22 protein-coding genes are annotated in these 26,417 nt (G+C 36.7%); 6 read left to right on the top strand and 16 right to left on the bottom strand.

From position 1 onward, the window contains the following. The first annotated feature begins 112 nt into the window (after positions 1 to 112). Positions 113 to 505: a DoxX family protein gene (locus tag BFJ97_RS04150; RefSeq protein ID WP_068983360.1), complete on the top strand. Its 393-nt coding sequence runs from the start codon at positions 113 to 115 to the stop codon at positions 503 to 505. Positions 506 to 773: 268 nt separating this feature from the next. Here the strand turns inward: BFJ97_RS04150 and BFJ97_RS04155 are convergent, their stop codons facing one another. The 3 genes from BFJ97_RS04155 to BFJ97_RS04160 form a co-directional block, all read right to left on the bottom strand. Further along, on the bottom strand, positions 774 to 1,640 hold the full coding sequence (locus BFJ97_RS04155) for an NAD(P)-dependent oxidoreductase (protein WP_068983361.1): 867 nt from the start codon (positions 1,638 to 1,640) through the stop codon (positions 774 to 776). Between the two features lie 493 nt (positions 1,641 to 2,133). Continuing rightward, on the bottom strand, positions 2,134 to 2,310 hold the full coding sequence (locus BFJ97_RS23410) for an aspartyl-phosphate phosphatase Spo0E family protein (RefSeq protein ID WP_083226898.1): 177 nt from the start codon (positions 2,308 to 2,310) through the stop codon (positions 2,134 to 2,136). Positions 2,311 to 2,402: 92 nt separating this feature from the next. Beyond that, positions 2,403 to 2,591, bottom strand: a complete 189-nt coding sequence (locus BFJ97_RS04160; protein WP_068983362.1) for a hypothetical protein — start codon at positions 2,589 to 2,591, stop codon at positions 2,403 to 2,405. 123 nt (positions 2,592 to 2,714) lie between these two features. Between BFJ97_RS04160 and BFJ97_RS04165 the strand changes: the two genes are divergently transcribed. From BFJ97_RS04165 to BFJ97_RS04175, 3 genes are all read left to right on the top strand, one after another. Beyond that, positions 2,715 to 2,903: a YkvS family protein gene (locus BFJ97_RS04165; protein ID WP_053483503.1), complete on the top strand. Its 189-nt coding sequence runs from the start codon at positions 2,715 to 2,717 to the stop codon at positions 2,901 to 2,903. A gap of 80 nt (positions 2,904 to 2,983) precedes the next feature. Beyond that, entirely contained in the window at positions 2,984 to 3,598 is a 615-nt protein-coding gene (locus BFJ97_RS04170; RefSeq protein ID WP_068983363.1) for a CPBP family intramembrane glutamic endopeptidase, read from the top strand. 64 nt (positions 3,599 to 3,662) lie between these two features. Further along, positions 3,663 to 4,355: a hypothetical protein gene (locus tag BFJ97_RS04175; RefSeq protein WP_068983364.1), complete on the top strand. Its 693-nt coding sequence runs from the start codon at positions 3,663 to 3,665 to the stop codon at positions 4,353 to 4,355. Between the two features lie 160 nt (positions 4,356 to 4,515). On the opposite strand, the gene BFJ97_RS04180 is transcribed toward BFJ97_RS04175, so the two are convergent. Both BFJ97_RS04180 and BFJ97_RS04185 read right to left on the bottom strand, forming a co-directional pair. Continuing rightward, the gene (locus tag BFJ97_RS04180; RefSeq protein ID WP_068983365.1) at positions 4,516 to 4,962 is read right to left on the bottom strand and encodes a MarR family winged helix-turn-helix transcriptional regulator; all 447 of its coding nucleotides are present in this window, start codon (positions 4,960 to 4,962) and stop codon (positions 4,516 to 4,518) included. A gap of 119 nt (positions 4,963 to 5,081) precedes the next feature. Beyond that, entirely contained in the window at positions 5,082 to 6,443 is a 1,362-nt protein-coding gene (locus tag BFJ97_RS04185) for an ATP-binding protein (RefSeq protein WP_254660115.1), read from the bottom strand. Between the two features lie 315 nt (positions 6,444 to 6,758). On the opposite strand from BFJ97_RS04185, the gene BFJ97_RS04190 reads away from it, so the two are divergent. Beyond that, entirely contained in the window at positions 6,759 to 8,498 is a 1,740-nt protein-coding gene (locus BFJ97_RS04190; protein ID WP_068983367.1) for a B12-binding domain-containing radical SAM protein, read from the top strand. A gap of 622 nt (positions 8,499 to 9,120) precedes the next feature. Here BFJ97_RS04190 and BFJ97_RS04195 read toward each other — a convergent pair. From BFJ97_RS04195 to BFJ97_RS04230, 8 genes are all read right to left on the bottom strand, one after another. Then, the gene (locus tag BFJ97_RS04195; protein WP_068983368.1) at positions 9,121 to 10,476 is read right to left on the bottom strand and encodes a TrkH family potassium uptake protein; all 1,356 of its coding nucleotides are present in this window, start codon (positions 10,474 to 10,476) and stop codon (positions 9,121 to 9,123) included. Positions 10,477 to 10,712: 236 nt separating this feature from the next. Beyond that, a complete protein-coding gene (locus BFJ97_RS04200; protein ID WP_068983369.1) occupies positions 10,713 to 11,477 on the bottom strand; it encodes a TerC family protein in 765 nt (254 codons plus the stop codon). Positions 11,478 to 11,868: 391 nt separating this feature from the next. Continuing rightward, positions 11,869 to 12,954: an SDR family oxidoreductase gene (locus BFJ97_RS04205; protein WP_068983370.1), complete on the bottom strand. Its 1,086-nt coding sequence runs from the start codon at positions 12,952 to 12,954 to the stop codon at positions 11,869 to 11,871. A 19-nt stretch (positions 12,955 to 12,973) separates the two neighbouring features. After that, entirely contained in the window at positions 12,974 to 16,027 is a 3,054-nt protein-coding gene (locus BFJ97_RS04210) for an efflux RND transporter permease subunit (protein WP_068983371.1), read from the bottom strand. Positions 16,028 to 16,030: 3 nt separating this feature from the next. Then, positions 16,031 to 16,462, bottom strand: coding sequence for a hypothetical protein (locus tag BFJ97_RS04215; protein WP_068983372.1), 432 nt, complete (start codon positions 16,460 to 16,462; stop codon positions 16,031 to 16,033). Positions 16,463 to 16,621: 159 nt separating this feature from the next. After that, positions 16,622 to 18,199: a peptide chain release factor 3 gene (locus BFJ97_RS04220; protein ID WP_068983373.1), complete on the bottom strand. Its 1,578-nt coding sequence runs from the start codon at positions 18,197 to 18,199 to the stop codon at positions 16,622 to 16,624. A gap of 247 nt (positions 18,200 to 18,446) precedes the next feature. Next, positions 18,447 to 19,913 (bottom strand): UDP-N-acetylmuramoyl-L-alanyl-D-glutamate--2,6-diaminopimelate ligase, encoded by a 1,467-nt coding sequence (locus BFJ97_RS04225; protein WP_068983374.1) that lies wholly within the window; start codon positions 19,911 to 19,913, stop codon positions 18,447 to 18,449. 335 nt (positions 19,914 to 20,248) lie between these two features. Then, on the bottom strand, positions 20,249 to 21,637 hold the full coding sequence (locus BFJ97_RS04230) for an aldehyde dehydrogenase (RefSeq protein ID WP_068983375.1): 1,389 nt from the start codon (positions 21,635 to 21,637) through the stop codon (positions 20,249 to 20,251). 215 nt (positions 21,638 to 21,852) lie between these two features. Here BFJ97_RS04230 and BFJ97_RS24510 point away from each other — a divergent pair, with 215 nt between their 5' ends. Then, positions 21,853 to 22,005 carry a hypothetical protein gene (locus tag BFJ97_RS24510; protein ID WP_175401664.1) on the top strand — a complete coding sequence of 51 codons (153 nt, stop codon included), beginning with the start codon at positions 21,853 to 21,855 and terminating at the stop codon, positions 22,003 to 22,005. Between the two features lie 165 nt (positions 22,006 to 22,170). Here BFJ97_RS24510 and BFJ97_RS04235 read toward each other — a convergent pair whose 3' ends face one another. The 3 genes from BFJ97_RS04235 to BFJ97_RS04245 form a co-directional block, all read right to left on the bottom strand. Then, complete coding sequence (locus tag BFJ97_RS04235; RefSeq protein WP_223552841.1) at positions 22,171 to 22,398, bottom strand: NAD(P)H-dependent oxidoreductase; 228 nt, start codon at positions 22,396 to 22,398, stop codon at positions 22,171 to 22,173. Positions 22,399 to 22,419: 21 nt separating this feature from the next. After that, positions 22,420 to 23,757: a dihydrolipoyl dehydrogenase gene (gene lpdA, locus BFJ97_RS04240; RefSeq protein WP_068983506.1), complete on the bottom strand. Its 1,338-nt coding sequence runs from the start codon at positions 23,755 to 23,757 to the stop codon at positions 22,420 to 22,422. Between the two features lie 401 nt (positions 23,758 to 24,158). Next, positions 24,159 to 26,240 carry a catalase gene (locus BFJ97_RS04245; protein ID WP_068983376.1) on the bottom strand — a complete coding sequence of 694 codons (2,082 nt, stop codon included), beginning with the start codon at positions 26,238 to 26,240 and terminating at the stop codon, positions 24,159 to 24,161. Positions 26,241 to 26,417: the final 177 nt, after the last annotated feature.

The raw sequence follows: 26,417 nt of genomic DNA on the forward strand, positions 1-26,417 counted from the left end.
ATTTTTTCGAAAAAACAGTTTTATAAATAAAATTTAGTTACTTGACAAAAGTTATTTTTAAAAATAAACTAAGTTACGAAATGTAAGTTAAAAACAAAAGGAGTTATTAATTATGCAAAATATTGGTTCAACTATTTTACGTGTCGTTCTTGGCTTTACCTTTGCCGTTCATGGTTTTCAAAAGTTTCAAAGTGGTATAAGCTATACAGCTGATTTTTTTAACGCTATTGGTATTCCAGGCTTTATGGCTTATATTGTTGCTATTATCGAACTAGTTGGAGGAATAGCAATTATTTTAGGCTTAGGTACAAGACTATTTGGGGCTTTATTGGCCGTGACAATGATTGTTGCCATTTTTACAGCGAAGCTTAGCGTTGGCTTTATCGGCGCAAATGGCTTAGCTGGATATGAACTAGATTTAGCTTTAGCTGCAATGGCTCTATACTTTGCACTCGCAGGGGCATCTAGCTTTTCTTTAGATGCCAAACTTTTTGCTAAAAAGTAATGCTTCGCAACTTGCTATCTTCTGTATGGTAGTGGGCAGCTAGATCAATCTCACATTGGCGTAATTGCGTCCGGAAGCTTTAGGCCAACAAATGTTTTTTGCGCGAAAGCGAAGCGTCAGCGGCAAATGTTTTTTGCGCGAATGTGCGGTGGGAGTCCTCTACTGAATGAAGATATATAAAAACCTGAAGTATCAATCCTTCCAAATGATACTTCAGGTCCCCTTAATTCTTTTTCAGTTTTCTGTAATGTGAAGCAACTTCTACTATTTATTTATAAGCCTTTAAAAGTGCCTGTGTACCATTTTCACCATAGCCCTCTTCAATAAGCTTTTCATACATTTCATAAGCAAGTGCTAAACCTGGTAATGTAATCCCCATTTTTGTAGATTCATCTAAAGCAATTTTCATGTCTTTTACAAAATGCTTAATATAAAAACCCGGGGCATAATCATTTTTAATCATACGGGGTGCTAAATTACTTAACGACCAAGAACCCGCTGCACCTGAAGAAATAGATTGCAATACCGTTGATAAATCAAGCCCTGCCTTTAAACCGTAAGCCAGTGACTCGCATACACCAATCATACCTGAAGCAATAACGATCTGATTACACATTTTAGCGTGCTGTCCTGCACCAGCTTCACCTTGATAAACAATATTTTCACCGAAATGATTCATGACGGGTAGGACTTTATTGAATGTAGCTCGATTGCCTCCCACCATAATTGATAATGTACCATTTTGAGCACCGATATCTCCTCCAGAAACAGGTGCATCTAACGCTTCTACTCCAAGTCTTTGGGCATGATCAGAAATTTTCTTTGCCAATGTTGGCTCTGAAGTAGTCATATCAATAACGGTATTGCCAGATTCAGCCGTTTGAAATAATCCGTTATCTCCAAAATAAACCTCCTCTACATCTGCAGGGTATCCAACCATTGTAAAGGCTATTTCCTTATTTTTAAATGCTTCTGCTGGTGAACTTGCCCAGGTTGCACCTAGTGCCATAAGTGGCTCTGCTTTCTCCTTTGTACGTGTATAAACGCTTACTTCATGACCATTTTCTAATAAATGCTTGATAATGCTAGCGCCCATAACACCTGTGCCGATAAATGCAATTCGCTCTTTTTTCATATGTAAAATACTCCTTTGTGTTATAAAGGCTATTGATTGATTCTTTGTACCATTGACAGCCGCCAGAGGCTTTAGGCCAGCACGATGCTGGTCACTTAAGCGTTTTCACAGGATGTGAAGTACTTAGCCTGAGTCCCTCTTTTCAGCGGATATTTGAAACCTGCTGAAATAGTTTAGTAACCAATCATTAGCTCTTATTTTATCTTTTAGTGTAGTTGAATAAGTGTGGTAATTCAAACTTCTCTAATTAACTTGTACTAAAAACCTTATGCGCTACATATATACGAGTAAAGCAATTCCACTTTAGCGTAATTGCGTCCGGAGGCTTTAACTTCCTTCAATAGAATGAAGATAAAAAAAAGAGCAGTTGATGGGGTATCACTGCTCTAAAGGGGGAAATGAGAATGTTGCTGTGTTCAAATTAAGTATCCCCTATAGAATACTTTTTAAACATTTATTTAAAAGTTTATACTCTGAATATCGGAACATTCTTTCAACCTCTTTGATTTTCTTCTTCTTCAAATGTCGTCTGTCTATAATAAGTATTCATTAACTGATCTAATCTGCGACTCAGTTGAATGGTTTTCGCATTTTGCAACCCGTTTTCTACACCTGAGCGAATCATCATCTCACGAGTTCGTTCCATTTGTTTCAAGAGTAGATTGACCATTCATACAACCCTCCACACACAAATAATCATACCATTATTATACATTTATATTTCATTTCTTACAGCATTAACTTACGACAATGTTCGACAAATTAACTTCTAGGAATTTCCTGATACGTGTAAATAACTCGTCCATTTTGTTTGGCCTCACCTCTAATATGTTTAAATAAAGGATGTTTTACAAGTACTTCTCGAAACTCATAAAATTGTTCCTTTTCTATTTCTATACTGCTTATTTCCCCGTTTTGTAATTGTTTAATCATATTTTCGTATTTTTCCATGTATTCTATCCCTTTCTTTTATCATTTTGTGTATTAAATTATGAATTATTCAAAAAAGGCTTTACGTTTCCCTTTTTTTCATGCAAACTGTATATTATTAGTCGATGAAGGAGCTGACTGTCTGTGAAAATAGCTGAGGTTGGAAATATTATCGAGTTTAAAGATGGCTTACAAGGTATAGTCGAAAAAGTAAATGAAAATTCGGTGATCGTTGATTTAACATATATGGAGAATTTTGATTCCCTTGAAATTGAAGAGAAAACGGTCGTCAACCATAAACGTTACAAAATTTTATATACAAATGAAGCTTAATAGTCTGAATAGTCCCTATTTGTCTTTATAGATGATATGGGACTTTTTTTTTGTTAAAATTAAAGTATGGAGGTTTAATTATGCTTACAAATTCGAAACAAACAATAATATTTCTCCTTTCTTTATTATTCGTTTATGGCATGCTAGCTTTTACCTTTGCTAACCAAGCTGTATTTTGGTACCTATATTCATTTACATTGCTTGTATGTATTGCAATTGCACTTATGGCTGGTGAAATTGAAGATCAGTTACCTACCTGGCAATTTTTACTCTTCGGCATTGGCTACGGTACAATAACATACGGTATTATACGCTTTGGCTATTGGCTTGCACCATTCATTAATGATTCTTTAGTACAAACAGTACAAAATTTCTTAAAAAACTATGGACCACACAATATTTGGCACTATATTTTACTGGTGTTCATTATAGCTATCGGTGAAGAGCTATTTTGGCGAGGCTATATTCAACAACAGTTGAAACGCTTTATGCGTCCTACTTTCGCTGTTATTGTAACAGCGGTTTTATGTGCAATCTCCATTGCACTAAGTGGTTTTATACTTGGTGTAATCGCTGCATTTATAACTGGCCTTATTTGGGGCTTTTTATATGAATGGCGTAAAAGTATGCCACTAATTATTGTAACCCATGTAGTTTTTGTACTATTATTATTTTTAGTGTTACCTTTACCATGATAACATTAAATTTTGGAAACATTTTATCTTTACCAACGTTTAATTAAGAAAAGGAGGGCTTTTCATGCAAAAAATGTTTTTTTCTCTATCCGCATTACTTCTAACAGCCGTTTTAGTCGCAGGATGTACTTCTGATAAAACAGAGGAATCTGATACTCAAAAAAATGAGCCATCAAATACACCGACTGAACAACAACAACAACCAGCAACTGAGGATAAAGCTGTAGATGAATCGCAAGAAACCCCTGCATCAAACGAAACAAATAAAGACAACACAGACACTTCAGCTAAGACAGAACAAGAAGTTAAATACAAACAAAAAGGCGAAGACAAAACTGAAAAAGCAACTGAATCTAAAAGTGTTGATCAAGGCTATAAAATGCAACAGCTACCTGGATTTACACTTTCTCCAGAAGAGCCAGGTAAAGACATGTTAGTTTCTAATGAAAATTCAGAAGTATTTATGCGTGTCGAAACAGTTGATGCATCACAATCAAGTTATGCTGATGCAAAAACATCTATGCAAGATCATATGAATGCTGTTGGTGCACCAGTAGCCTTATCTTCTGAGGAACTAGCTGCATTTAAAGATGCTAAAAACGTTGAGGGTTATGTTGTAGACTTTGATACTGAAAAAGTAGTCGGCGTTGTTTTTGAAAAAGACGGTTTAATTACAAAACTAACAATTCACGATAACGACGAACTAGATTTAACAGATGCTATGCTTAAAATGGCGTCAACTATTTCTAAAAAATAATTTTCAAAAAGACTGTAGACAAACTTGATTGCGCTACAGTCTTTTTATGTTTTTAAAAGCTTTCCTTGTGCTAATAGAAACAAAGGTGACGGATAGAACATCAAAATGGGAGGTTCTTACATTAAAAAAAGTTGCCTCAAATGCATTGAGACAACTCTTTTTAATAAGACAGATCCTTTATAGACAGCCCTAATTTTTTTAATAAAGTAATAGCTTGGTCTTTTTCTTCAAGCGACAGCACACTCATCAATTCATGTAATTGACGTTCATGTTCAGGAAATAGTTCTCCCATGAATTCTTCACCTTTATCTGTAATTTCCGCATAGGTAACACGGCGATCTGATGGGCAGGAGACACGTAATAAGTATCCTCTTTTTTCAAGCTTGTCAATGACATACGTAATAGACCCACTAGCCAGCAAAATTTTATTGCCAATTTGCTGTAATGGCTGTCTTCCTTTATGATAAAGAAGCTCTAATACAGCAAATTCAGTTGGGTTTAATCCATTCTCTTGAAAAAATTGATGTGTCGTTTCATTAATTGCTTTATGCGCACGTGACAATACAATATATAGTTTTAAAGATTGCTTTAAATCTTCTGACGTCATATCCTTTTCCTCTCATTCGCTCTCTATACAGCCATTATAGCGATTTTAGAAAAGCATTGTCAAAAGCAATATTTAATTTTGTCCAATCATGGAGATTTATGCAACCAGTATGACTCCTTTTATGTTACTAAATAAGCAGAATCTTTCGTGGATACATCCATTTTATCTATCTGGTTGAATGTGTAAATTGGGAATTGTAAGTGGAAGCATGTCCCCTTCTGTAATTCGCTATTCACACCTATTACACCCTCATGCTCTTCAATCACCTTTTTCACGAAAGCAAGGCCTAGTCCTGTCCCTGTTGATTTCGTCGTGTAAAAAGGTTGGAATAAGTTTTGAAGGGTAGTGCTATCCATGCCGGCACCTTCGTCTTTAATCATTAGTTCTACAATCGCACAGTCAATAACATTCATTTCTACTGTGATCGTTCCACCATTATTCATGGATTCCATCGCATTTTTAATAAGATTCATGAATACTTGCTTTAAGCGATTCTCATTGCCTCCAATATACACTTGGCTAGAAGGAGAGATATATTGAATCATAATATTTTTCATAAGCGCATCTGGTAGCATAAACTCAATCACTTGCTTCACAATGCTGTCTATCTCTAATAATTCCACCTTCATACTTGTAGGCTTGGACAATACTAAAAGCTCGGATAAAATTTGTTCCATCCTTTGGAGTTCACTATCGATAACAGATAAATACATGCGTGACTCTTCATCAGCTTTTAGCTTTAATAATTCGGTAAAGCCCTTTAAAGAAGTTAATGGATTACGAATCTCATGGGCAATACTCGCGGCCATTTGTCCGACAACATTTAAAGCTTGCTGATGTTCTACTTTATGTTGAAGTTGTTTCTTTTCTGTTTCATCGTTAATGACTGTGACAATAATATTGTTATATTCATCAAAAATACTCGATATTTCATAATAGCAAGTTCTGCTAACTTGAGTTTCATCAACTACATGAATGCTTGCATGTTTTTCACCCATCAGTTTAGAAAGGTATGTTGTAATTTGACCATTATTCAACGTAAATGTATCAAATATGTGTTGATGTGCCTTATGAAGTAGCTGTGATTTTTCTAGTTTTAAATACATTTCAGCATACTTATTTAGCCCAAGAATTATACCGCTAGCGTCACTTACAATAACAGCATATGGTAAGTAATCATAAGCATTGAAAAATTGTGATTTCTCTTGCTCTTGGCTAACATACAATTCATGAGCTATGTCATTATTTAACGTTGAAATTTGCGCAACAATTTCTTCTGTGTTCGGATCATAAAAACATTTGAAGGACATCATTTCGTATCCATTACTAGCTGTTTGAATATTGAAGATTTCTTCTGATCTCAAATCACTTTGTAATTGTTTGATGAACTTCGCCCAATTTAAATTTGATGGCTCGTCCATAGCTAAGTAGCCAATATATGTTGAATTAAGGTTAAAAAGTTTAATAGCAGCCTCATTCATGTTCAAAATTTTTCCTGCTTTATTAAGAATAAGTGTTGGTGACGAAGTACTTTTCATAAGATTTCCAAAACATTGATTAATATCATTTTGCTTCAACTTTCTCACCGAACCTTTCAAAAGAGTAAAAAACCTCTTAATCGAATTTTGAGCCTTTCTATACTTTATGACTGTACGATTCTATTATTACAAAATTTAGTAAATTTAAGTATTTAAAATTATTTCACGAACTGTTCACAAAATAAATAGGTAAAAAGAATTATATTGTACGACAGCTACTTGACTGTTACAATAAGAAATTGAAGGGAAGATTATTGCATGAATACTATTTTAACTACGTTAAACGCAAAGTATATTCACACAAATTTAGCTTTGCGTTATTTAAAAGGTGCTGCTTTACCAGAATTTAATCCAGTCATTGCAGAATATACTATTAAAGATCCTGCTTTTAATATTGTATCAGATTTGTTTCAAAAAAAACCTGATATTGTAGGATTTAGTTGCTACATTTGGAATATTGAAGAAACTATTCACGTTATTAAAATGTTAAAAATTGTCTGCCCAAATGTTAAAATTTTGCTCGGGGGTCCAGAAGTTTCTTACGATTCCCACCACTGGTTACGCAGAATTGAAGAGGTTGATTTCATTGTTATGGGCGAAGGAGAAACTTCCTTTAAACAATTACTACGCTATTTACATGGAGAAATTCCATTGGAGGATGTTCCAGGGATTTGCTACTTAGAGGATGGTAAAGTACGGATTCACGCACAGGCGCCAAAAATAGATTTGCGTGAGTTGCCAAGTCCATTTCGTTTTGAGGAGGACCTCCCTCATCTAAGCAAACGAATTCAATATATTGAAACAAGTCGAGGCTGTCCATTTAGCTGTCAATTTTGTTTATCTTCTATTGAAGTAGGCGTTCGTTATTTTAACCGAGAAAAAATAAAAGAAGATATTCGATTCTTAATGGACAACGGTGCGCGTACTATTAAATTTGTTGACCGTACATTTAATATAAGTCGCAGCTATGCCATGGAAATGTTCCAGTTTTTAATCGATGAACATAAGCCAGGCGTTGTATTCCAATTTGAAATTACCGCAGATATTATGCGTCCTGAGGTTATCCAGTTTTTAAATGATAACGCACCAAAAGGTCTTTTCCGTTTTGAAATAGGTGTTCAGTCAACGAATGATTTAACAAATACGCTTGTACAGCGCCGTCAAAACTTTGAAAAACTAACGCGTACAGTGACGATGGTCAAAGAAGGCGGAAAGATTGATCAGCATTTAGATTTAATTGCTGGTTTACCAGAGGAAGATTATACAAGCTTCCGTCAAACCTTTAATGATGTTTTCGCAATGCGACCAGAGGAATTACAGCTTGGATTCCTAAAACTTCTGCGTGGTACAGGCCTTCGTCTAGAGGCTGAAAAATTCGGCTATACGTATGTGGACCAATCTCCTTACGAGATTTTCTCAAACAATGTCTTAACATTTGATGATATAGTACGCATTAAACATGCAGAGGATGTACTGGAGAAATATTGGAACGATCACCGTATGGATTATACGATTGAATACTTAGTAACTGAAGTGTTTGAAACACCATTTGATTTCTTCCAAAATTTCGGTACTTATTGGGAAACAAAAGGTTGGTCGCGTATCGGTCATCAGCTCGAGGATTTATTCCGTCGTTTATTAATGTTTTTAGAAACTGTAGAAGGTGCCGATTTAACTATCATTCAAAGCCTAATGCAACTAGATTATTTAACGGCTCAGCAGTTCCAACCACGTAAATTATGGTGGAAAGAGCGCCCTACAGAGGAGCAACAAAAAGCACTTTATAATGCTTTACGTGAAAACCCTGCAATTGCAGGTGAGGAATTCGCCAGCTTCAATCTATCCGAAAAAGAGTTGTTTAAACATACGCTCATTATTCCACATCACGTTGATTACCAAAATTTCTCAAATGGCAAAATTGTACAAAAAAATGGTTATCTCTTAACTTACTTCCGTCACGGTCAAGCACCATACTTTGCATCAATCCACTCTATATAATAAGAAACGCTAGTCCATTAATAAATAGTTGGACTAGCGTTTTTGCATTCATAAAAAATTCTTAAATTTCTTAGTAACCTTAAAATGAAACTTAACAATTACTTTTTAATGCCCTCATTTTCAAGAAAAGCCATACTTTCTTATGGTCACCAGATGTGTAAGAAGGCATTACAATTATCCTAAAAAAGTTTAGAACTAATTTCTCAGTACACTAATGTAGACATCTTGTATATAATACCCATTATTTAGTCGTTACACTCAGGAAAAAACAATTTAAAATTTTTTGACAATTGTATGACAACAGCTATTTTTTTCAATTAAGCACTCTAAGTCACTTTTTATGAATAGTTTTTCTATTAAGGTAACCTTTAAAATCCTCAGTTTCATTTATGATATTTCAATAAACTTTAGCGTCTTTCGGACTTGCAAACAAAGGAGATTTACCATTTCCGATGATTCCAAGCACTTTATCTGAACCCTTAGTAAAATTAGCTATGAGAATAACAATGCCTCACAAAGAGTTAAATTAAAAAGAAATTACTCTATAAAAATTCATCTAACTAAAAATTACGAAGCCCAGGTACTCAATTTTGAGCCTGGGCTTTTTAAGATGTGTCCGTACTTAACCAATTATTACCCGCTCTTTAGGATAGTGATAGCTAGATTTTTTGCCTCTACCGCCACCACCGAGAGTGTACAGGAAGGAAATTAAACCGACACGACCAACAAACATTAAAATCATAATAATAATTTTACCAATTACTGATAAATCGGAAGTGATTCCTAAAGACATCCCACAGGTTCCGAATGCTGACGTAATTTCGAAAATTATTTGAATGAGTGTCGCGTTTGGCTCCGTAATGAGTAAAATAATTGTTGCGACTAATACCATAAAGAATGCCAATAAAATGACAACAAACGAGCGGAATACATCAATTAAATGTATTTCACGTCCGAATACTTGAATATCCTCTTTTCCTCGTGAAAAAGTAATTAAGAATAGAATGGCCATTGCAAACGTTGTTGTTCGTATCCCACCACCAACTGAACTTGGTGATGAACCAATAAACATTAAAAAGCTCATAAAAATATCTGTCGCTTCACTAAAAGTTGTTACATCATACGTCGTAAGTCCAGCTGATCGCGTTGAAACAGAATGGAACATCGCAGAAAACAGCGCCTCATGCCAAGGCATTCCCTTAAAGGAATGGAATGATTCGAGTAAAAAAATAACGACAGCCCCTACCACAAATAGAATGGCATATGTAGAGGTTGTTATTTTAGTAAATAAACTAAATCGAAAATTCTCATGGCGATGGAGTAAAAAAGTTTTCACTTCTATTAGTACAGGGAATCCTATAGCACCAAGTACAATGAGCACCATCGTTACCAGTTGAACAAAGTAATCGTTATGAAACGGTAGTAAACTCATCCCTGTAATATCAAAACCGCCATTTGTAGTTGCAGAAATGGAGGCAAAGACACCATGAATCAGGGCTTCTTCCCAAGTATCAAAATAATTGGTAAAGTGCAAAGTTAAGATAAACGCCCCCACTACTTCAATGCCAATTAAGATTTTCAATATTTCTCGAATTAATTGAACAACCCCTGACAAATTGTATTGGTTATGGTCAATCATTATTAATTGACGCTCGCGCATACCAATTTTTTTCCCAACAAGTAACCAAACAAAGGTACCAAGTGACATAATGCCAATTGCCCCTAGCTGTAAAATAACAAGGACCATCACGAGCCCAAATGTTGTATAACTCTCAGAAATATTGATTGTTGTTAAACCTGTTACACTAACTGCACTTACTGCAGTAAACAAGCTATCTAATAATGAAACTTCCACACCTTCTTGATGTACGCCTGGTAGCCGTAGTAACAGAAAGGAAATCGCTATAGCTATAAAATAATAAGAAACAAGTACCTGAAAAGGCGTTACAAGTCTATTTGATGTTTTTTTCCAGGGCACTTTAACAACTCCTTCTCACATAATGCTAAACCCGATAGATATTAGTATAGGAAAAATACATAAAAAAAGAAAGAGGAATAGATACGACTATTCCTCATCAATTACGCCTCGGCATAATTACGTCCGGAGGCATTAGGCCAAAACGATGTTGGTCACTCAGGCGTTTTCACAGGATGTGAGGTTCTTAGCCTGAGTTCCTTTTATTTCAGCGGATGTTGTTTGCTGAAATAAGTTAATTATTTATCTTGATTTTTATGACGTACACCTACAAGATAACCTCCTAGTGCGATGGCTAATAACACAATCCAGAAAGTTAACTCCCATGCAGTAGAATGTGGGAAATCTACAGGTAAAATGCCCACTTTCTCATGTGACAAAGTTAGCACAACAAGCTTAACACCTACCCAACCTACAATTAAAAACGCAGCGGTTTCAAGTGATGGGTAGTCATTTAATATTTTTACAAACCATTGTGCCGCAAATCGCATCATAATGACTCCGATAAATCCACCAAGTAACATGACAATAAATTGACCACCGTTGATGCCGCCAACCTCAAAGTTACCTACTTCAGGTAACGTTACAGCAATGGCAACTGCAGCAAGCATAGAATCGATAGCAAATGCAATATCCGCCGCTTCCACCTTAAGAACTGTCATCCAAAAACCAGAGCCCTTTTTCTTAACCTTTTCATTAGACTCCTCTGTTGAATCCTTTTTATAATGCAAATCATATATATTTTTGGCAGACATAAATAATAAATAAGCTGCTCCCAACGCTTGGATTTGCCAATAATTTACCAATATCGTGATAACAAAGAGTGCTGCGAATCGGAATATTAACGCTCCGAATAATCCATAAAATAACGCCTTTTTTTGTTGCTCTTGTGGTAAATGCTTCACCATCACAGCCATTACAACCGCATTATCTGCTGCTAATAGCCCTTCTAATACTACAAGTACAATAAGCACCCAACCGTATTGTAAAAAAATTGATTCCATTCAAGTGCCTCCCTCTAAAGCTCTGTATACTCAAAATAGTTTTTACTATTCGAGTACAAAAGAAAAGACCTCTGCCCTTTTAAAAAGGCAAAGGTCTCGCTAAGCAAATAAATACCTGACACTTCATGATCAGTACTTCTCTCTATTACGCATAGAGTTATTCGCCTATCACACCCGATGGTAAAAACCATGTCATGACGAATGTGAATCCAGATACATCGCTCGTATCAGTTAGCTACTCCCCTTTGACAACATGTCGAAGGATTTTCTTTTGTAAACTTATTATAGCACTATCATTTAAGGCTGGCAAAGTTATCTTGCCATTAATTCGTAGTTGAACCAATCGGGTGTTTACGGGCAGTTAATGACCCGTTTTCCACTGATTGAAGTTTCACTTTATCTCAATTTGATAGGTTTTATCTTCTTTATGCATTAAGTAAAAATCAATCATCCTAGGCATAGTCTGTATAAAATCGGGACATATAATACCTCCCTTTTTCAAAATCGCAACAGCTTCTGATGTATCGAACTTCGCATTCCAAGTTAAATAATCTAAAGATTCTTGCTCAACACCTAGATTTTTCCGAATAAGTGGCACTTGTAAAGATACTCTTGCCAGTGTTAACGGTAATCGTCCCTTAGGATAGCGGTTAGTTAATAATTTTACCATCGTCCGGTATACTTCCTGCATAGGATGTGGATTTGGATCCGTTAGATGCAAAGTTTTCCCTTCAGCACATTTTTCATCTACTAAATAAGTCGAGGCGTTTACAATATAATCTACTGGAACTACATTGATTTTTGATTGCGATCGGCCAATATACGGAATAAACGGGAGACATTTTAATTTATCTACCATATTTAAAAAGAAATAAGGTCCATCGAATTTAACTGTCTCACCTGTTTCAGAATGGCCTCGGACTATGCCAGGGCGAATAATTGTCAGTGGTACTTCTGCTTTTAAATCCTCTACTAGTTGCTCAGCTTCATATTTTGTTTCCTCATAATAGTTTTTAAATGCAGAAGGGCGAATTAGTTCGTTTTCACGTAAAACACCTTCACGTGTACCCGCCACATACGCTGTACTAAAATACATATAGCGTCTTAAGTTCGGAAGTGTTCGAACAAAATCATTGACCATATTCGTACCATGCACATTTATCTTCCACGCTACATCGCGTGGTACTGCTAAATCATAAATTGCGGCTAAATGCCAAAGCACCTCAATTTGAGATACAATTTCCTGGCCAACTTGATTTTCTAGACCAAGATTCGGTAATGTAATATCTCCCTCTACGATACGAATAGAACAGTTAGGAAACTCCGCTAATATATTATCTTTTTCTATATTTGCCTTTATTAATTCACCCGCTAAAGTAATTGCGATTACTTCCTGTGATTGATTTTTTCGAAATAACTCGCGTATTAACTGACCCGAAATAAACCCTGGAAAACCTGTAAAAAAATGAACTGCCATCTCTCATTCCCCCCTGAACTTAACGCATCTTCCTAGTTTCTTTATCCATTAAGCTGTAGACAATCGGTACAATATATAATGTAAGTAAAGTTGATGTGACAAGTCCTCCAATTACTGCAATCCCCATCGGTTGGTTCATCTCTGTTCCTTCTCCAATGCCAAGAGCAAGTGGTAATAAACCTAAAATTGTTGTTAGCGCAGTCATTAAAATTGGTCGAATTCGATCCTGTGTAGCAAGTAAAATCGCATCGTATGTTGCCATTCCATCGGCTTTTTGTTGATTAATGTAATCTACAAGTACAATCCCATTATTCACGACAATTCCAACTAATATTAAAATCCCTATAATAGATGTCACACCAATTAGCGTGTTCGTAACAAACATCGCAATTACGACGCCTATAATCATTAACGGTACCGTAAACATGATAATGAATGGATATTTGAATGATTCAAATTGTGCAGCCATCACGATATATACAAGCACTATTGCTAGTACGACTGCTAAAAGCAAATCTTTAATCGCACTATCATAAAGCTCACGATCTCCACTAAAGACAACTTGAGTTTCGGATGGTAAATCAGCTTTTTCCAATGCTCGATCCACTTTAGCTGAAATACCCCCTAATGATTCCTCCGTTTCATAATCGACAAAAAATGCAACAGCTGCTGCCTGATCAGAACGTCTAATCGATACAGGTCCTTCCTTTACAGAAACCGTAGCAATATCCTCTAGGTTTACAAATAAACCAGCAGGTGAACGAAGCTGCATCGATTTTAAGGATTCGATACTATCATTAAATACTTGTCCAAAACCTGTATAGACAGGTAATACAGCACCATCCTCTGCAATTATTTGCGTAGTGAGTTGTCCCTTTGTCATTTGATTGACCGTTTGAGCAATTTGCGCGGGTACAAATCCGTAGTCCTTCGCCTTTTCTCGGTCTACTTCTACTTGTATTTCTTTTACAACGTTATCTAAATCCGTAGTTACTTTTGTGACGGAATTTACTTTTAATAGCTCCTGCTGCACTTTATCAACAGAGCTATGAAGTCGTTGCTCATCAGAGTCAGTTAACCTAAACGTTAATGTATTCGGTGAAGAACCAGTTGACGTTGAGACACTGAAGGCGATTTCAACTTGTTCGCCAAGCTCCGCACGCAAATCTCGCTCAACCTCTTCTACAAACTCGAAAATAGAACGGTCCCTATCTGCTAAAGGGACAAGCTTTACATATAGCTCTGCTTGGTTTGCATTTGTCTGTCCTCGTGACTGTGTCTGCTGTGTACCACCGATAAAACTAACATATACGTCAACATCTTTCTCCTGTTTTAAGCGTTCTTCAATTTTCGCCACAACTTTTTCTGTTTCTGATACCGCTACACCTTCTTCAAGATTCACACTAATGGATGTAAATCCTTCATCGGTTGGCGGTAAAAACTCTGTACCAATTTTCGTAAGTCCAAACAACGCAAGTCCAAAACAAACAACGGCTGAGATCAGGACAAGCATACGGTGATGCAGTACCCAAATAACCGATGATTTGTAGCTCTTGTAGAAAAGTGACTCATTACGTTTTTCATAAATATTTGTAGATTTCATTTTCAAAAAACGACTTGCAAGCATTGGCACAACTGTTAACGCAACAACTAAAGAAGCAATTAGGCTAAAAGAAATAGTTAATGCAAATTCTGTAAAGATTTGTCCTATTAAACCTTCAATAAACATGACGGGAATGAATACTGCAATAGTTGTGAGAGTGGAAGCAGTAATCGCAAGTGCCACTTCCTTTGTCCCTTCCTTAGCTGCTACTATCGGATCCTTGCCAAGACCTAAATGTCGTTCAATGTTTTCAATAACAACAATCGCATTATCAACAAGCATACCGATGCCAAGCGCTAACGCTCCTAACGTCATAATATTGAGCGAGAAATTTGCAAAAAACATTAAAACAAATGTAACAATAACTGAATATGGAATCGCAATTCCAATGATAATAGGGCTTTTCACACTACGAAGAAAGACGAATAGCACGAACATTGCGAATAACCCACCTAAAAGTAAAGAAGATCCAATATTGCTAATCGCTGAATCCACATAATTACCTTGATCCACTAACACATCCGCAACGATTCCTTCATATTCCTTTTTCGTTAATAGGTCATTTAAAACTTCTTTAAAAGCTTTTGATACTTCTGCCGTATTTGCGCCCGATTCCTGTAATACAGACATTAAAACTGCAGGATGCTCATTTGCTCTTGTTGTAGTTATTGATTTCTGCTCCACGCGCTCAACAGACGCTACTTCTCCAACCGTTAAAGCTTTACCATCTATCGGATTTACTGAAATAATTAAATCAGCAATGCTTTCTGGCGAAGTTAATGTACTAACAATACGAGTAGTTAACATCTTCCCATCAGCTGTTAACACTGGTTCACCAGGAAGAGAAACATTGTTCGATTGGATAATTTGAATAATATCCGCTTGGGTTATTCCTTTCTCAACTAGCTTCGGCTCATCTAAAGTTATTTGAACTTCTTCTATAAGCTTACCGGAAACATTTACACTTGCGACACCTGCTGTTCGACGAAGTTCTTTTTCTAAGTCTTCTGCGAGTAATCGCACGTCTACATTGTCATTTTCCGCACGTAGGGAAAGCTGTATTATAGGAAATTGCGATGGATCAAATTTTAAAAAACTAGGTTTCTCAGCATCATTTGGTAAAGGGGTCATATCGATTCGTTGTAATATATCAAGCTGAACATCTTCAATATTGGTTGCCCAATCAAACTCGAGAATAATTAAATTGGATCCTTCTTGCGAGGTAGACTGTAATTTTTTTATCCCTGGCAAGGTTGCAAGTGATGTTTCTAATGGCTTCGTTATTTTCTCATTAACCTCTGTAGGGCTTGCACCAGGATAAGAGGTAACGACGACACCTATTGGTGGACGTAAGTCTGGAATAAGCGTAATAGGTATTTTTAATAATGACACGCCACCTAAAATAATGACCAATAACATCGTAACAATTGTAAAAACAGGTCTTTTAATAGAAAAATTACTAATGTTCACTTTTTACAAGCTCCTTTTCTTTCTTGTCCTTTCTATGATAGCCGAAAAGGATAATATTTTATAAATTTGGTAAATACCATAACGTGTGGTTGATTTCCGTTCCGACTGGGCGCTTTGTAGCTGTCGCTTTGCTTTCGCTACAGATAAAACATTTGCCGCTGACGCTTCGCTTTCGCGCAGATAAAACATTGCCGCTGACGCTTCGCTTTCGCGCAGAGCAGAGCTTCCTGGGGGCGTCCGATGAGCCGCTTTTGTTGCTGCCGCTACGTTAGCACTACGCTTTCGCACAGAAAACATCCGCTTCGCTCCAGGGTCTCGGGCCAACAGATGTTTTTTGCGCGAAAGCGTAGCGGCAGTAGCACCGATGTTGGTCACGAAGGCGTTATCACAGGATGTGATGCTCTTAGTCTTCGTTCCTCTATCGCTAATCCCCAAGGAGTCGCCCAGTCTCCACTCCAATCAACGTTTAGTGATGAGTCTATATATTTGTAAACAATCAAATTTGAATTTCCCAATACTGTATATATTCTACATATAGCGTCATTTTTCCTTGTAAAAAAACACGAATCGCAACATGTCGATTCGTGTTTTTTCTTATAAAAGGCTATATAGTTTAATGTTTTCGTTTTTATCAGCAAACCAACGCATGGCAAATTCGTTTTCAAATAAGAAAACAAGATTATCAAAACGGTCTTTAACAAGCATTGAACGCCCTGATGACATTGATTCTTTAACATCTTCTTCGTTTTCAATCCAGCGTGCAATTTTTGAACCAATTGGCTCCATCTTCACTTCAACATTGTATTCATTTTTCATACGATGCTCAAAAACCTCAAATTGTAATTGACCAACTGCTCCCAGAATAACTTCTTCTGTATGCAATGTTTTATAATATTGAATGGCGCCTTCTTGCACTAGTTGTAAAATCCCTTTATGGAATTGCTTAGATTTCATTACGTTTTTAGCAGTTACTCGAACGAATAGCTCTGGTGTGAACTGCGGCAATTTTTCAAATTGGAATGTCTTTTTACCACCTACAACTGTGTCACCAATCTGATAAGTACCTGTGTCATATAAACCAATAATATCACCAGCAACAGCTTCATCTACAGTTTCACGGTCATCAGCAAGGAATTGTGTAGATTGTGTCACTTTGAATGATTTACCTGTACGGGATAAAGTCATGTTCATACCACGCTCAAATTTACCAGATACGATACGCACAAAGGCAATACGGTCACGGTGAGCAGGATTCATATTCGCTTGAATTTTAAAGATGAAGCCTGAAAACTCATCATGCTCAACTGGATCAATAAATTGTTCATCCTCAGTAATACGAGGCTGTGGTGTTGGTGCAAATTGTAAATATGTTTCAAGGAATGTTTGCACACCAAAGTTTGTTAAAGCTGAACCGAAGAAAACAGGTGTTAATTCACCACGACGAATTTTTTCTTCAGAATACGCATTACCCGCTTCATCGAGCAACATTATGTCGTCCATCGCTTGTGAATAATAAGAAGTCACCTTCATTGGGTGCTCGATTGCAAGTTCCCCATTATCATCAATTGGCAAGAAACGTTCTTCTTCTTCAGTACGGAATTGCTCAATACGTTTATTGTAACGATCATAAATACCTAAAAATTCTTTACCCATACCGATTGGCCAGTTCATTGGGTAAGCGTTAATGCCAAGTACTTCCTCAAGCTCTTCAATCAGCTCAAGCGGCTCTTTCCCTTGACGGTCTAGTTTATTGATAAAAGTAAATATCGGAATACCACGCATTTTACAAACTTTGAACAGTTTTAAAGTTTGTGCTTCAATACCTTTTGCAGCATCGACTACCATGACAGCACTATCTACAGCCATTAATGTACGATACGTATCCTCTGAGAAATCTTGGTGACCAGGTGTGTCCAAAATATTGACACGTGATCCGTTATAATCGAATTGCATAACTGAAGAAGTTACAGAAATCCCACGTTGCTTTTCAATTTCCATCCAGTCAGAAGTTGCGAACTTACCTGTTTTTTTCCCTTTTACTGTACCGGCATCACGAATCGCACCACCAAATAGTAAAAGTTTTTCTGTAATCGTCGTTTTCCCAGCATCAGGGTGACTGATAATGGCAAAAGTTCGACGCGATAATATATCTTGTTCTAAATTTGAATTCATCTCGTCATTCTCCTTTTTTCATACTTAATAATAATAAAAGAAGACTCGCCTTTCGCACAACCTTTTTACATGAAATCTCCAAAAAAGAGGTTCTACTTAAAATAGAACCCAAAAGAAAACCCTTTAGTTATTACTAAAAGGGTTCTGAATGTCTTGAATTTATCACATTGTTGCATGTATGGCGGTCTCACATTCAAGTAGGCTCTACATACGGCACTAAGAGCAGCTTAATTGCAGATAATAGCTATTATACGAATTTTAAACGGCCCGCTTCTATTGCAATTTCCGCATCACTATGAGGATATTTTGTATTCTCAATAATTTGATAATCTTCATGACCTTTACCAGCAAAAATAATCATATCTCCTGGTTCAGCAACTTCTATCGCATGGCGTACTGCCTCAGCACGATCTCCTATACATGCATAATTTTCATGTAACATCCCTTTGGCAAGATCACCTGTTATACTATCGTAGTCTTCATAACGTGGGTCATCTGTCGTCAAAATAACGTATTCGGCAGCTGATGCCTTTTCTGCCATTGCTGGACGTTTCGATTTATCACGATTGCCACCTGTGCCAACTAGGAAAATAAGCTTGCCTTTTTTATATGGTTGAGCTGAAGAAATCGCTTTTTCAATTGCGTCAGGTGTATGTGCATAATCAACAAAAATCTGCACTGGTAAATCTGAGCAAACTTTTTCCATACGTCCCTTTACTGATGGCAATTGCTCAATTTGTTCAATGATTGTTTCCATTGAATAACCACGGCCATAAAAAGCAACCATAGCAGCAAGTACATTGTATATATTAAATTCCCCGAGTAAATTCATTTGTACATGAAATATTCCCTCTGACATTTCAACGTCAAAAGATGTCTTATAATCATGATACTCACAGTTAATAGCACGGAAATCAGCTGTTTCATTATTTAAACCATATGTCCATACTGGAAATGGTGTCATCGCCGCATAACGCTCTGACCAAGCATCATCAGCATTTAACACAACAAATTTATTCTTTTCTAAGTCTTGTCCAAGTTGAGAGAATAATAAGCCCTTCGCATGACCATATTCCTCCATCGTACCATGGAAATCTAAATGATCATGTGTAAGATTTGTAAAAATAGCTACATCATAATCTACACCAGCCAGACGTCCAAGTGATAAACCGTGCGAAGATACTTCCATAGTCATTAAACGGCAACCTTCCATTTTTGCACGGAATATCATTTGTTGTGTCGACAATGCATCACTCGTAGTATTTGCAGATTCATATAAAATACCATTTAAATTAAAGCCGATTGTTCCTGTTAGTGCTGATTTCTCGCCCATACCATGCATGATGTTTTGAATAATACCAGTTACTGATGTTTTTCCATTTGTCCCTGTTACACCAATCATGGTCATATCCTTAGATGGATAATCAAAAAACTTTGCTGCTAGCAGGCCTACTGCTCGGTCCGTATCTTTCACAATTACCTGTGCAATAGTTTCTCCTAATGGTAATTTTCGTTCAGTCACAACGATTGTTGCGCCACCTTCAACAGCTTTCTGTGCATAGTCATGACCATCCACTGTATAACCTTTTATACAAACAAACATACTATTTGGTTGCACACTTCGTGAATCAATGACAATATCACTTACTTGGTCAGGTAATACTCCAATTATTTTTTTCAAAGGTAATGCACTTAACAATTCCTCTGCATACATTTCATAGTCCTCCAATCAATCTCTACACTCATTTCATCATTTATTGTTTTTCGACAAAAATTGACAATATGAATACCCCCACATTCTATTGAATTTATTTTACTACTTATTCATCCATAAATAAAATGCCTCTTAGGACGTTTTTTCGATGAAAACGCTATCATTTTGATCTATCTTAAATATTTCACTGAAATGTACCTAATTTATCAAAAATCGGCATTTATCGACAACTGTATTTTTTAATTGAAAGCTATATATCTGAGAGAGCTTGTTTAAATGTCACTACTAAAAGTAAGGTGTCGAAGACCTTTTGTGTCCCGACACCTCATTCTTTACTATTTCATAATAGTTCGTACAAGCTTAACTTTTTGTTTATACGGAGGAAATAGAATATTCGTCTCTACCTTTGAAGATTTTTTTAATATAGATTTTGGGTGAGTAAAGTTATCAAAACTTGCCTTCCCGTGATACGCTTTTACCCCTGATGAACCAACACCGCCAAATGGTAAATGTAAATTTCCAACATGTGTAATCGTGTCATTAATACATCCTCCACCAAATGGTAATTCCTCTAAAAAGTACTGAATAGCTTTCTCATGCTCTGAGAAAAAATATGCCGCTAAAGGCTTTGGTAACTGACGAATTTGGTGAATAGCAAGTGGCAAATCATCATACATCATCACAGGTAAAATCGGACCAAATAGTTCATCCTGCATTGAAGGATTTGACCATTTCACATATTCAATAATTGTAGGCTCAATATATAAATCATCTCGATCTGTTCTACCACCAAACGTAATTGCATCACGTTCTTCCGTTATTATTTGCTGTAATCGATCAAATTGTCTTAAATTCACAATACGACCATAGTCAGGGCTTTTTAATGCATTTTTACCGTAGAAGGCACGAAGCGCTTCTTTCAATAATTTCATAAATCGGTCATAGATATCTTTATGGACAAGGACATAATCTGGTGCCACACAAGTTTGTCCAGTATTTGAGAATTTACCCCAAGCAATTCTTTTCGCCGCTACTTCTAAATTGGCTGTTTGATCGACAATTGCGGGACTTTTCCCACCAAGTTCTAAGGCAATCGGTGTTAATCGTTCTGCAGCTGCCTTTGCAACAACCTTTCCAACTGCCACACTTCCTGTGAAAAATATATAGTCAAAGGATGCATGAATAAGTGCCGTCACTTCTTCTTTTTCCCCTTCTACAACACGCACATAGGAAGGATTAAACGTTTCTTCAATTATTTTTTTAACAATTACTGCTGTATGCACAGATGTTTCGGATGGTTTTACAATAGCCGTATTGCCACCAATAATTGCACCGATTAATGGCTCCATTACGAGCTGGAATGGATAATTGAATGGGCCAATAATTAATGTCACGCCATATGGCTCTCGAACAATAAAGCTTTTCCCCATCTGAAATTGAATTGGTGTTTTTACAACTTCTGGTTTCATCCATTCTTCAACATGCTTTACCATATAAGAAATACTATCTAAAACAATACCAACTTCTGTTGCATATGCCTCAAACTCACTCTTTCGTAAATCTAAATGTAAAGCATTCAAAATTTCTTTTTCATATTTTAAAATTGATTTCTTCAGATTTATTAATTGCTCTTTTCGAAATTTTGTACTCTTAGTCGCTCGTGAAAAATAAAATTGACGCTGTTCTGTAATCATATTCTCTACGTCTTGTGGCGTAAAATTCATCATAAAGCACCCCTTTTTTTAAAATGGCATACATAGTTTTTTCATTTTGAAACAAACTATCTTTGTCTATACGATACAACATTGAAAGCAAAAATTCCTCTTTCTTATATTAGTTATGAGGTGATGAGGTGATGAGGTAATGAATGTAGCTAAGATGGTTGTGTTTTTTTGAAATTTACAACTACATATTGAAAAAGAAACGGGGGCGTAGATGAATGACAACAACAGGAACTTGGTGGGAATCTATTTTTTCTGGACCTTTAGCGCACGGTATTTGTGAAGAAAAATTATTGCTATTGCAAGATGAGGCTTTCTTATATCTCTCTACAACACCAGTTGAGAAAAACCAAGAACTTGATACAAATTAAAAATAGCGCATTATAGGCGGTTATTTCCTATAATGCGCTATTTTGTAGACTTAATACTTATTTCAATCTCCTACTGTGCTCGCTCTATTGTCTCATTTGCGACAACGATTCCCAACTTTAGTGATGAATCCTTTTAGTTTACTAATACATTTTGTTGTAACTGCTTTAATTCTCGTCAAGTCGATTGATCGCTTCATCCTCGACGGCAGAGCTTCCATCTTCAAGCCGAATGATTTGTTTATCCACAATATATACAGAATGCGAAACAGTGGTAGCTCCTAGTACAGCTAAAATTGGTTTCAATGCATATTCTAACGCAAGTAAATGTCCGATAGAACCTCCTACAGCAATTGGTAAGATTATCTTTCGATACAATGCTTTTTGTGGCAACAAACTAAATATGTTTTCAAAATCCTATTGATGAATGGCTTTGTCAAAAAAAGCTTTTGCAGCATCCCCTATATGCTCTGAAACTGTAGGGTGTGGGAAAATCATATTTGCGAGCGTATGGACAGTGCCTCCAGCATTTTTAGTAGCTAAAATAGCATTTAACATTTCTGTTGCCCCATCAGCAACAACACATGCTCCTAAAATACGTCCTTCCTTTTTCGTTGCAATAAGCTTAATAAAACCTACTGTATTCCCTTCCATTAATGCTTTAGGATTTGTCTGTAAAGGCATTTGAGTCACCGTATAAGGTTCTTCAACCTGCTCTTCCAGTAAACCGAATGTCGCAATTTCAGGATGTGTATAAACACAACGAGGAATCAACGTTTGATCAATCAGTTCCGGTTTATTTCCTAAAATATGGTCCACAACATGAATTCCCTCTGCGCTCGCTGAGTGAGCTAGCTGGTAACCACCAACTAAGTCGCCTATTGCATATATATGCGGCTGACTTGTTTCAAGATGCTCATTGACAGCAATCAATCGACCATCGAATGCTAGACCAAGCTGCTGAGCGATTTCTGTATTTGGGCGTCGACCTGTTGCAAACAAGAGATTTTTATATGTATAAATGCCTTTAGATGTATGAATATCATTACCATTAAAATGCTCGAATTGAAAATCTGTCACAAGCTCAATACCCAGCTTTTTCATCTTTTCACGAATAACCGGTCGTGCATCCGGTTCTTCTGTCTGTAAAATATCCTCACTATGATTTAGCATCGTCACCTTCGTTCCTAGTGGTGCCAGGCTAAATGCTATCTCCACAGCAATAACGCCACCACCAATTATTGTTAACTGCTTTGGCAACTCATCAATATCAAAAAACGTATCCGTTGTAAAATATGAAGACGTCTCTAAACCTTTAAATGGCGGGACAAATGGTTTACTTCCTGTTGCTAAAATGATATCCGTTGCCGTAAAGGACTCACTTCCAACAGTTACAGTTAAATCCTTAGCCACTGCTGCTTCTCCTCGATAAAAGGTAATTTGATTGTTAAAAATATAACCCTCAATATTCGTTAAAAGCTCATCAATAATAGCATCTTTACGTTTCATTAATCGCGGGAAATTCACATGTACTGTAGGAGTTTCAATGCCCCAGTCATTACCACGTTTTATTTCCTGAATAAGCTTACTATGCTCCAATAAAATTTTCGAAGGAATACAGCCGACATTATAGCATGCTCCCCCTACTTTATCGCGCTCCACTAAGGCGACCTTCTTGCCGCATTTTGCTGCATGAATGGCTGCCACATATCCCCCTGGACCTGCGCCAACAATTGCAATATCAAATTTTTCCACGAAATTCACCTCATTTACCACCATATCATTTACAAAATTTGAATGCAATTCCATATAACTAGAAGAAAATTTAGCAATATTTTGTTTACTTCAAGATGTTATTGTAAAAGGAAAATTTGTATGGCCTCAGATATTTTTTATTGCCAATCAATCATACCTCTGCATAATTATGTCTGAAATCGGCTGAAGGTATGAGTCCAACAGATGTTTTTTGTTAAACATTAAGGTACAACATTCAAAAATCTCTCATTATTCTTTATTGAACAACGAGAGACTTAAATTTTCACTATGATGGATGAAGTATTTCATAGAAAATCTAAAGCAAAGGTTTTCTAGAGGTTATCGTTCCTTTTCATGGATATTCTCTTGCTCCACGGGTATTATCCCAAAAACAATGTAAGTTAATAAATATTACGTTGCCAAAAGCGTTGCTGGGCAATGGCATCTACAAATTTTTTAGCGAAATCTTTGTTGCCAGTTGCCAACACAATTCCTGGTCCTACATTAGCATTGGACATATTAAAAAATATAGTACCGGATGTGGCAATGCCGATCGGTTTATAATGCCTATACGCTTCATTAATATAACTTACAATAAACGAATTAAACTTTGCCTGATTGTTTGCCTTTACCCCTACAACATATAATGAATCAAATAGTACCGCATCCGTCGTAATAAATGTGTCACTTGCTGTTAACTGTACGCCATCACTGCTAGTAACAACCCCTAATCTGTCAGAAATAATATTGTACCGAACACCTTGTCTTGTTAAATATTTCAGCACTTCTCCGACTTCATTTGCGTCAAACCCATCACCTATTAGTACACCTACTTTAAGTGTTTGTGGCACTTTTACTGTATTAGCTTGGCTAAGTGCAGGTGATGATAACGTGACATTTATTTGCTCCCCTTTTGGCCGATTAACACCAATATTATCAGCTACAGTTGTTGCCATTGCTTTATCCACTCGAACGAACATATCAACAACCTGTTGGCGTACTGACTTACTTTTCACCTTCCCTACCTCAAAGCTGAAGGCATCGATGATATGTTGTTTTTCAGGAGGTGACATACTATTCCAAAAAAGCCTTGCCTGTGAGAAATGATTATCAAAAGATTTACTTCGTGCTCGTGTAATCCGTCCTTCAACCTTTTCTTCATAATGGACATAGCCGCCCTCCTTTGCAGTAGAGGTAGAAGGTGTATTATTTGCGAGAGAATTTTTATGGTAGCTTACTCTCCCAACATTAATGGTTTGTCGACTGAAGCCATTGCGTTGATTATTATGAATTGGACACACTGGTCGGTTAATTGGTATTTCACTAAAGTTTGGTCCACCTAATCGTATGAGCTGTGTATCTAAATAAGAAAATAGCCGCCCTTGTAGAAGTGGGTCATTTGTAAAATCGATGCCTGGCACAACATTTCCAGGATGGAAGGCGACTTGCTCTGTTTCAGCAAAAACATTATCTACATTGCGATTCAAGGTCATTTTCCCAATCTTTTTAACTGGCACTATCTCTTCAGGCCAAAGCTTTGTTGCATCCAATACATCAAAATCAAATTTAAATTCGTCCTCTGGCTCAAGCATCTGAACACCAAGCTCATATTCTGGATAATCGCCAATTTCAATTGATTCCCACAAATCACGTCGGTGAAAATCTGGATCCTTTCCAGCAATAATTTGCGCTTCATCCCAAACAAGTGAATGAACACCTAGCACAGGCTTCCAATGAAATTTCACAAATCTGGACTTTCCTTTATCATTGACGAAACGGAAAGCATGAACACCGAAGCCTTCTATCATTCGAAAACTTCTAGGTATTGCTCGATCAGACATATGCCACATAATCATATGTGCAATTTCCTGATTGTTCGCCACAAAATCCCAAAATGTATCGTGCGCTGAAGCTGCTTGTGGCATTTCATTGTGAGGCTCAGGCTTTACCGCATGAATTAAATCAGGAAATTTAATGGCGTCTTGAATAAAAAAGACAGGTATATTATTACCAACTAAATCATAATTACCTTCATCCGTGTAGAATTTCGTCGCAAACCCACGTACATCTCGTGCAGTATCCATCGATCCTAAGCTGCCAACTACAGTCGAAAATCTGACAAAAACTGGTGTTTTCTTATTTGGATCCTGTAAAAAGCCCGCCTTTGTATATTCTTTCATCGACTCATACAGCTCAAATTCCCCATGTGCAGCGAAGCCCCTCGCATGTACAACACGCTCTGGAATACGTTCATGGTCAAAGTGTGTCATTTTTTCTCGGAAATGAAAATCCTCCATAATGGTTGGCCCACGAACTCCAGCCTTCAACGAATCCTCATCATTCGAAACTTTTAGCCCCTGATTCGTTGTCATCTTTTTTCCTTCATTATCGACACGAAACGGCTCCAGCTGCTGATCCTTTACATTCTCATCTGAATTTTTGCGCTGATTCGACTTAGAATTATCCACGCAATCCCCTTTCATTCGAATACTCATAATTCTCAATATACACTATATGTTTTTTTGGAATAAACATGCTTCAAGATTGTTGCTATAGCAGAGATACGACCGACACTAAGGGCATGCCGAAAAGTGGAGGTTTCAAAAAAAGTCCGCTAAACAGTGACTTAAAGTTAATATCGAAGTGGTTATAGAATAATT

Origin of the sequence: Lysinibacillus xylanilyticus (assembly GCF_001708185.1) — a bacterium.
Lineage (GTDB): Bacteria > Bacillota > Bacilli > Bacillales_A > Planococcaceae > Lysinibacillus > Lysinibacillus xylanilyticus_A.

Bases quoted from the DNA above. Each gene is read 5' to 3' on its own strand.
- BFJ97_RS04150 (WP_068983360.1), top strand. From the start codon at position 113: ATGCAAAATATTGGTTCAACTATTTTACGTGTCGTTCTTGGCTTTACC.
- BFJ97_RS04155 (WP_068983361.1), bottom strand. From the start codon at position 1,640: ATGAAAAAAGAGCGAATTGCATTTATCGGCACAGGTGTTATGGGCGCT.
- BFJ97_RS23410 (WP_083226898.1), bottom strand. From the start codon at position 2,310: ATGGTCAATCTACTCTTGAAACAAATGGAACGAACTCGTGAGATGATG.
- BFJ97_RS04160 (WP_068983362.1), bottom strand. From the start codon at position 2,591: ATGGAAAAATACGAAAATATGATTAAACAATTACAAAACGGGGAAATA.
- BFJ97_RS04170 (WP_068983363.1), top strand. From the start codon at position 2,984: ATGCTTACAAATTCGAAACAAACAATAATATTTCTCCTTTCTTTATTA.
- BFJ97_RS04175 (WP_068983364.1), top strand. From the start codon at position 3,663: ATGCAAAAAATGTTTTTTTCTCTATCCGCATTACTTCTAACAGCCGTT.
- BFJ97_RS04180 (WP_068983365.1), bottom strand. From the start codon at position 4,962: ATGACGTCAGAAGATTTAAAGCAATCTTTAAAACTATATATTGTATTG.
- BFJ97_RS04185 (WP_254660115.1), bottom strand. From the start codon at position 6,443: ATGAATGAGGCTGCTATTAAACTTTTTAACCTTAATTCAACATATATT.
- BFJ97_RS04190 (WP_068983367.1), top strand. From the start codon at position 6,759: ATGAATACTATTTTAACTACGTTAAACGCAAAGTATATTCACACAAAT.
- BFJ97_RS04200 (WP_068983369.1), bottom strand. From the start codon at position 11,477: ATGGAATCAATTTTTTTACAATACGGTTGGGTGCTTATTGTACTTGTA.
- BFJ97_RS04205 (WP_068983370.1), bottom strand. From the start codon at position 12,954: ATGGCAGTTCATTTTTTTACAGGTTTTCCAGGGTTTATTTCGGGTCAG.
- BFJ97_RS04220 (WP_068983373.1), bottom strand. From the start codon at position 18,199: ATGAATTCAAATTTAGAACAAGATATATTATCGCGTCGAACTTTTGCC.
- BFJ97_RS04225 (WP_068983374.1), bottom strand. From the start codon at position 19,913: ATGTATGCAGAGGAATTGTTAAGTGCATTACCTTTGAAAAAAATAATT.
- BFJ97_RS04230 (WP_068983375.1), bottom strand. From the start codon at position 21,637: ATGAATTTTACGCCACAAGACGTAGAGAATATGATTACAGAACAGCGT.
- BFJ97_RS24510 (WP_175401664.1), top strand. From the start codon at position 21,853: ATGACAACAACAGGAACTTGGTGGGAATCTATTTTTTCTGGACCTTTA.
- BFJ97_RS04245 (WP_068983376.1), bottom strand. From the start codon at position 26,240: ATGAAAGGGGATTGCGTGGATAATTCTAAGTCGAATCAGCGCAAAAAT.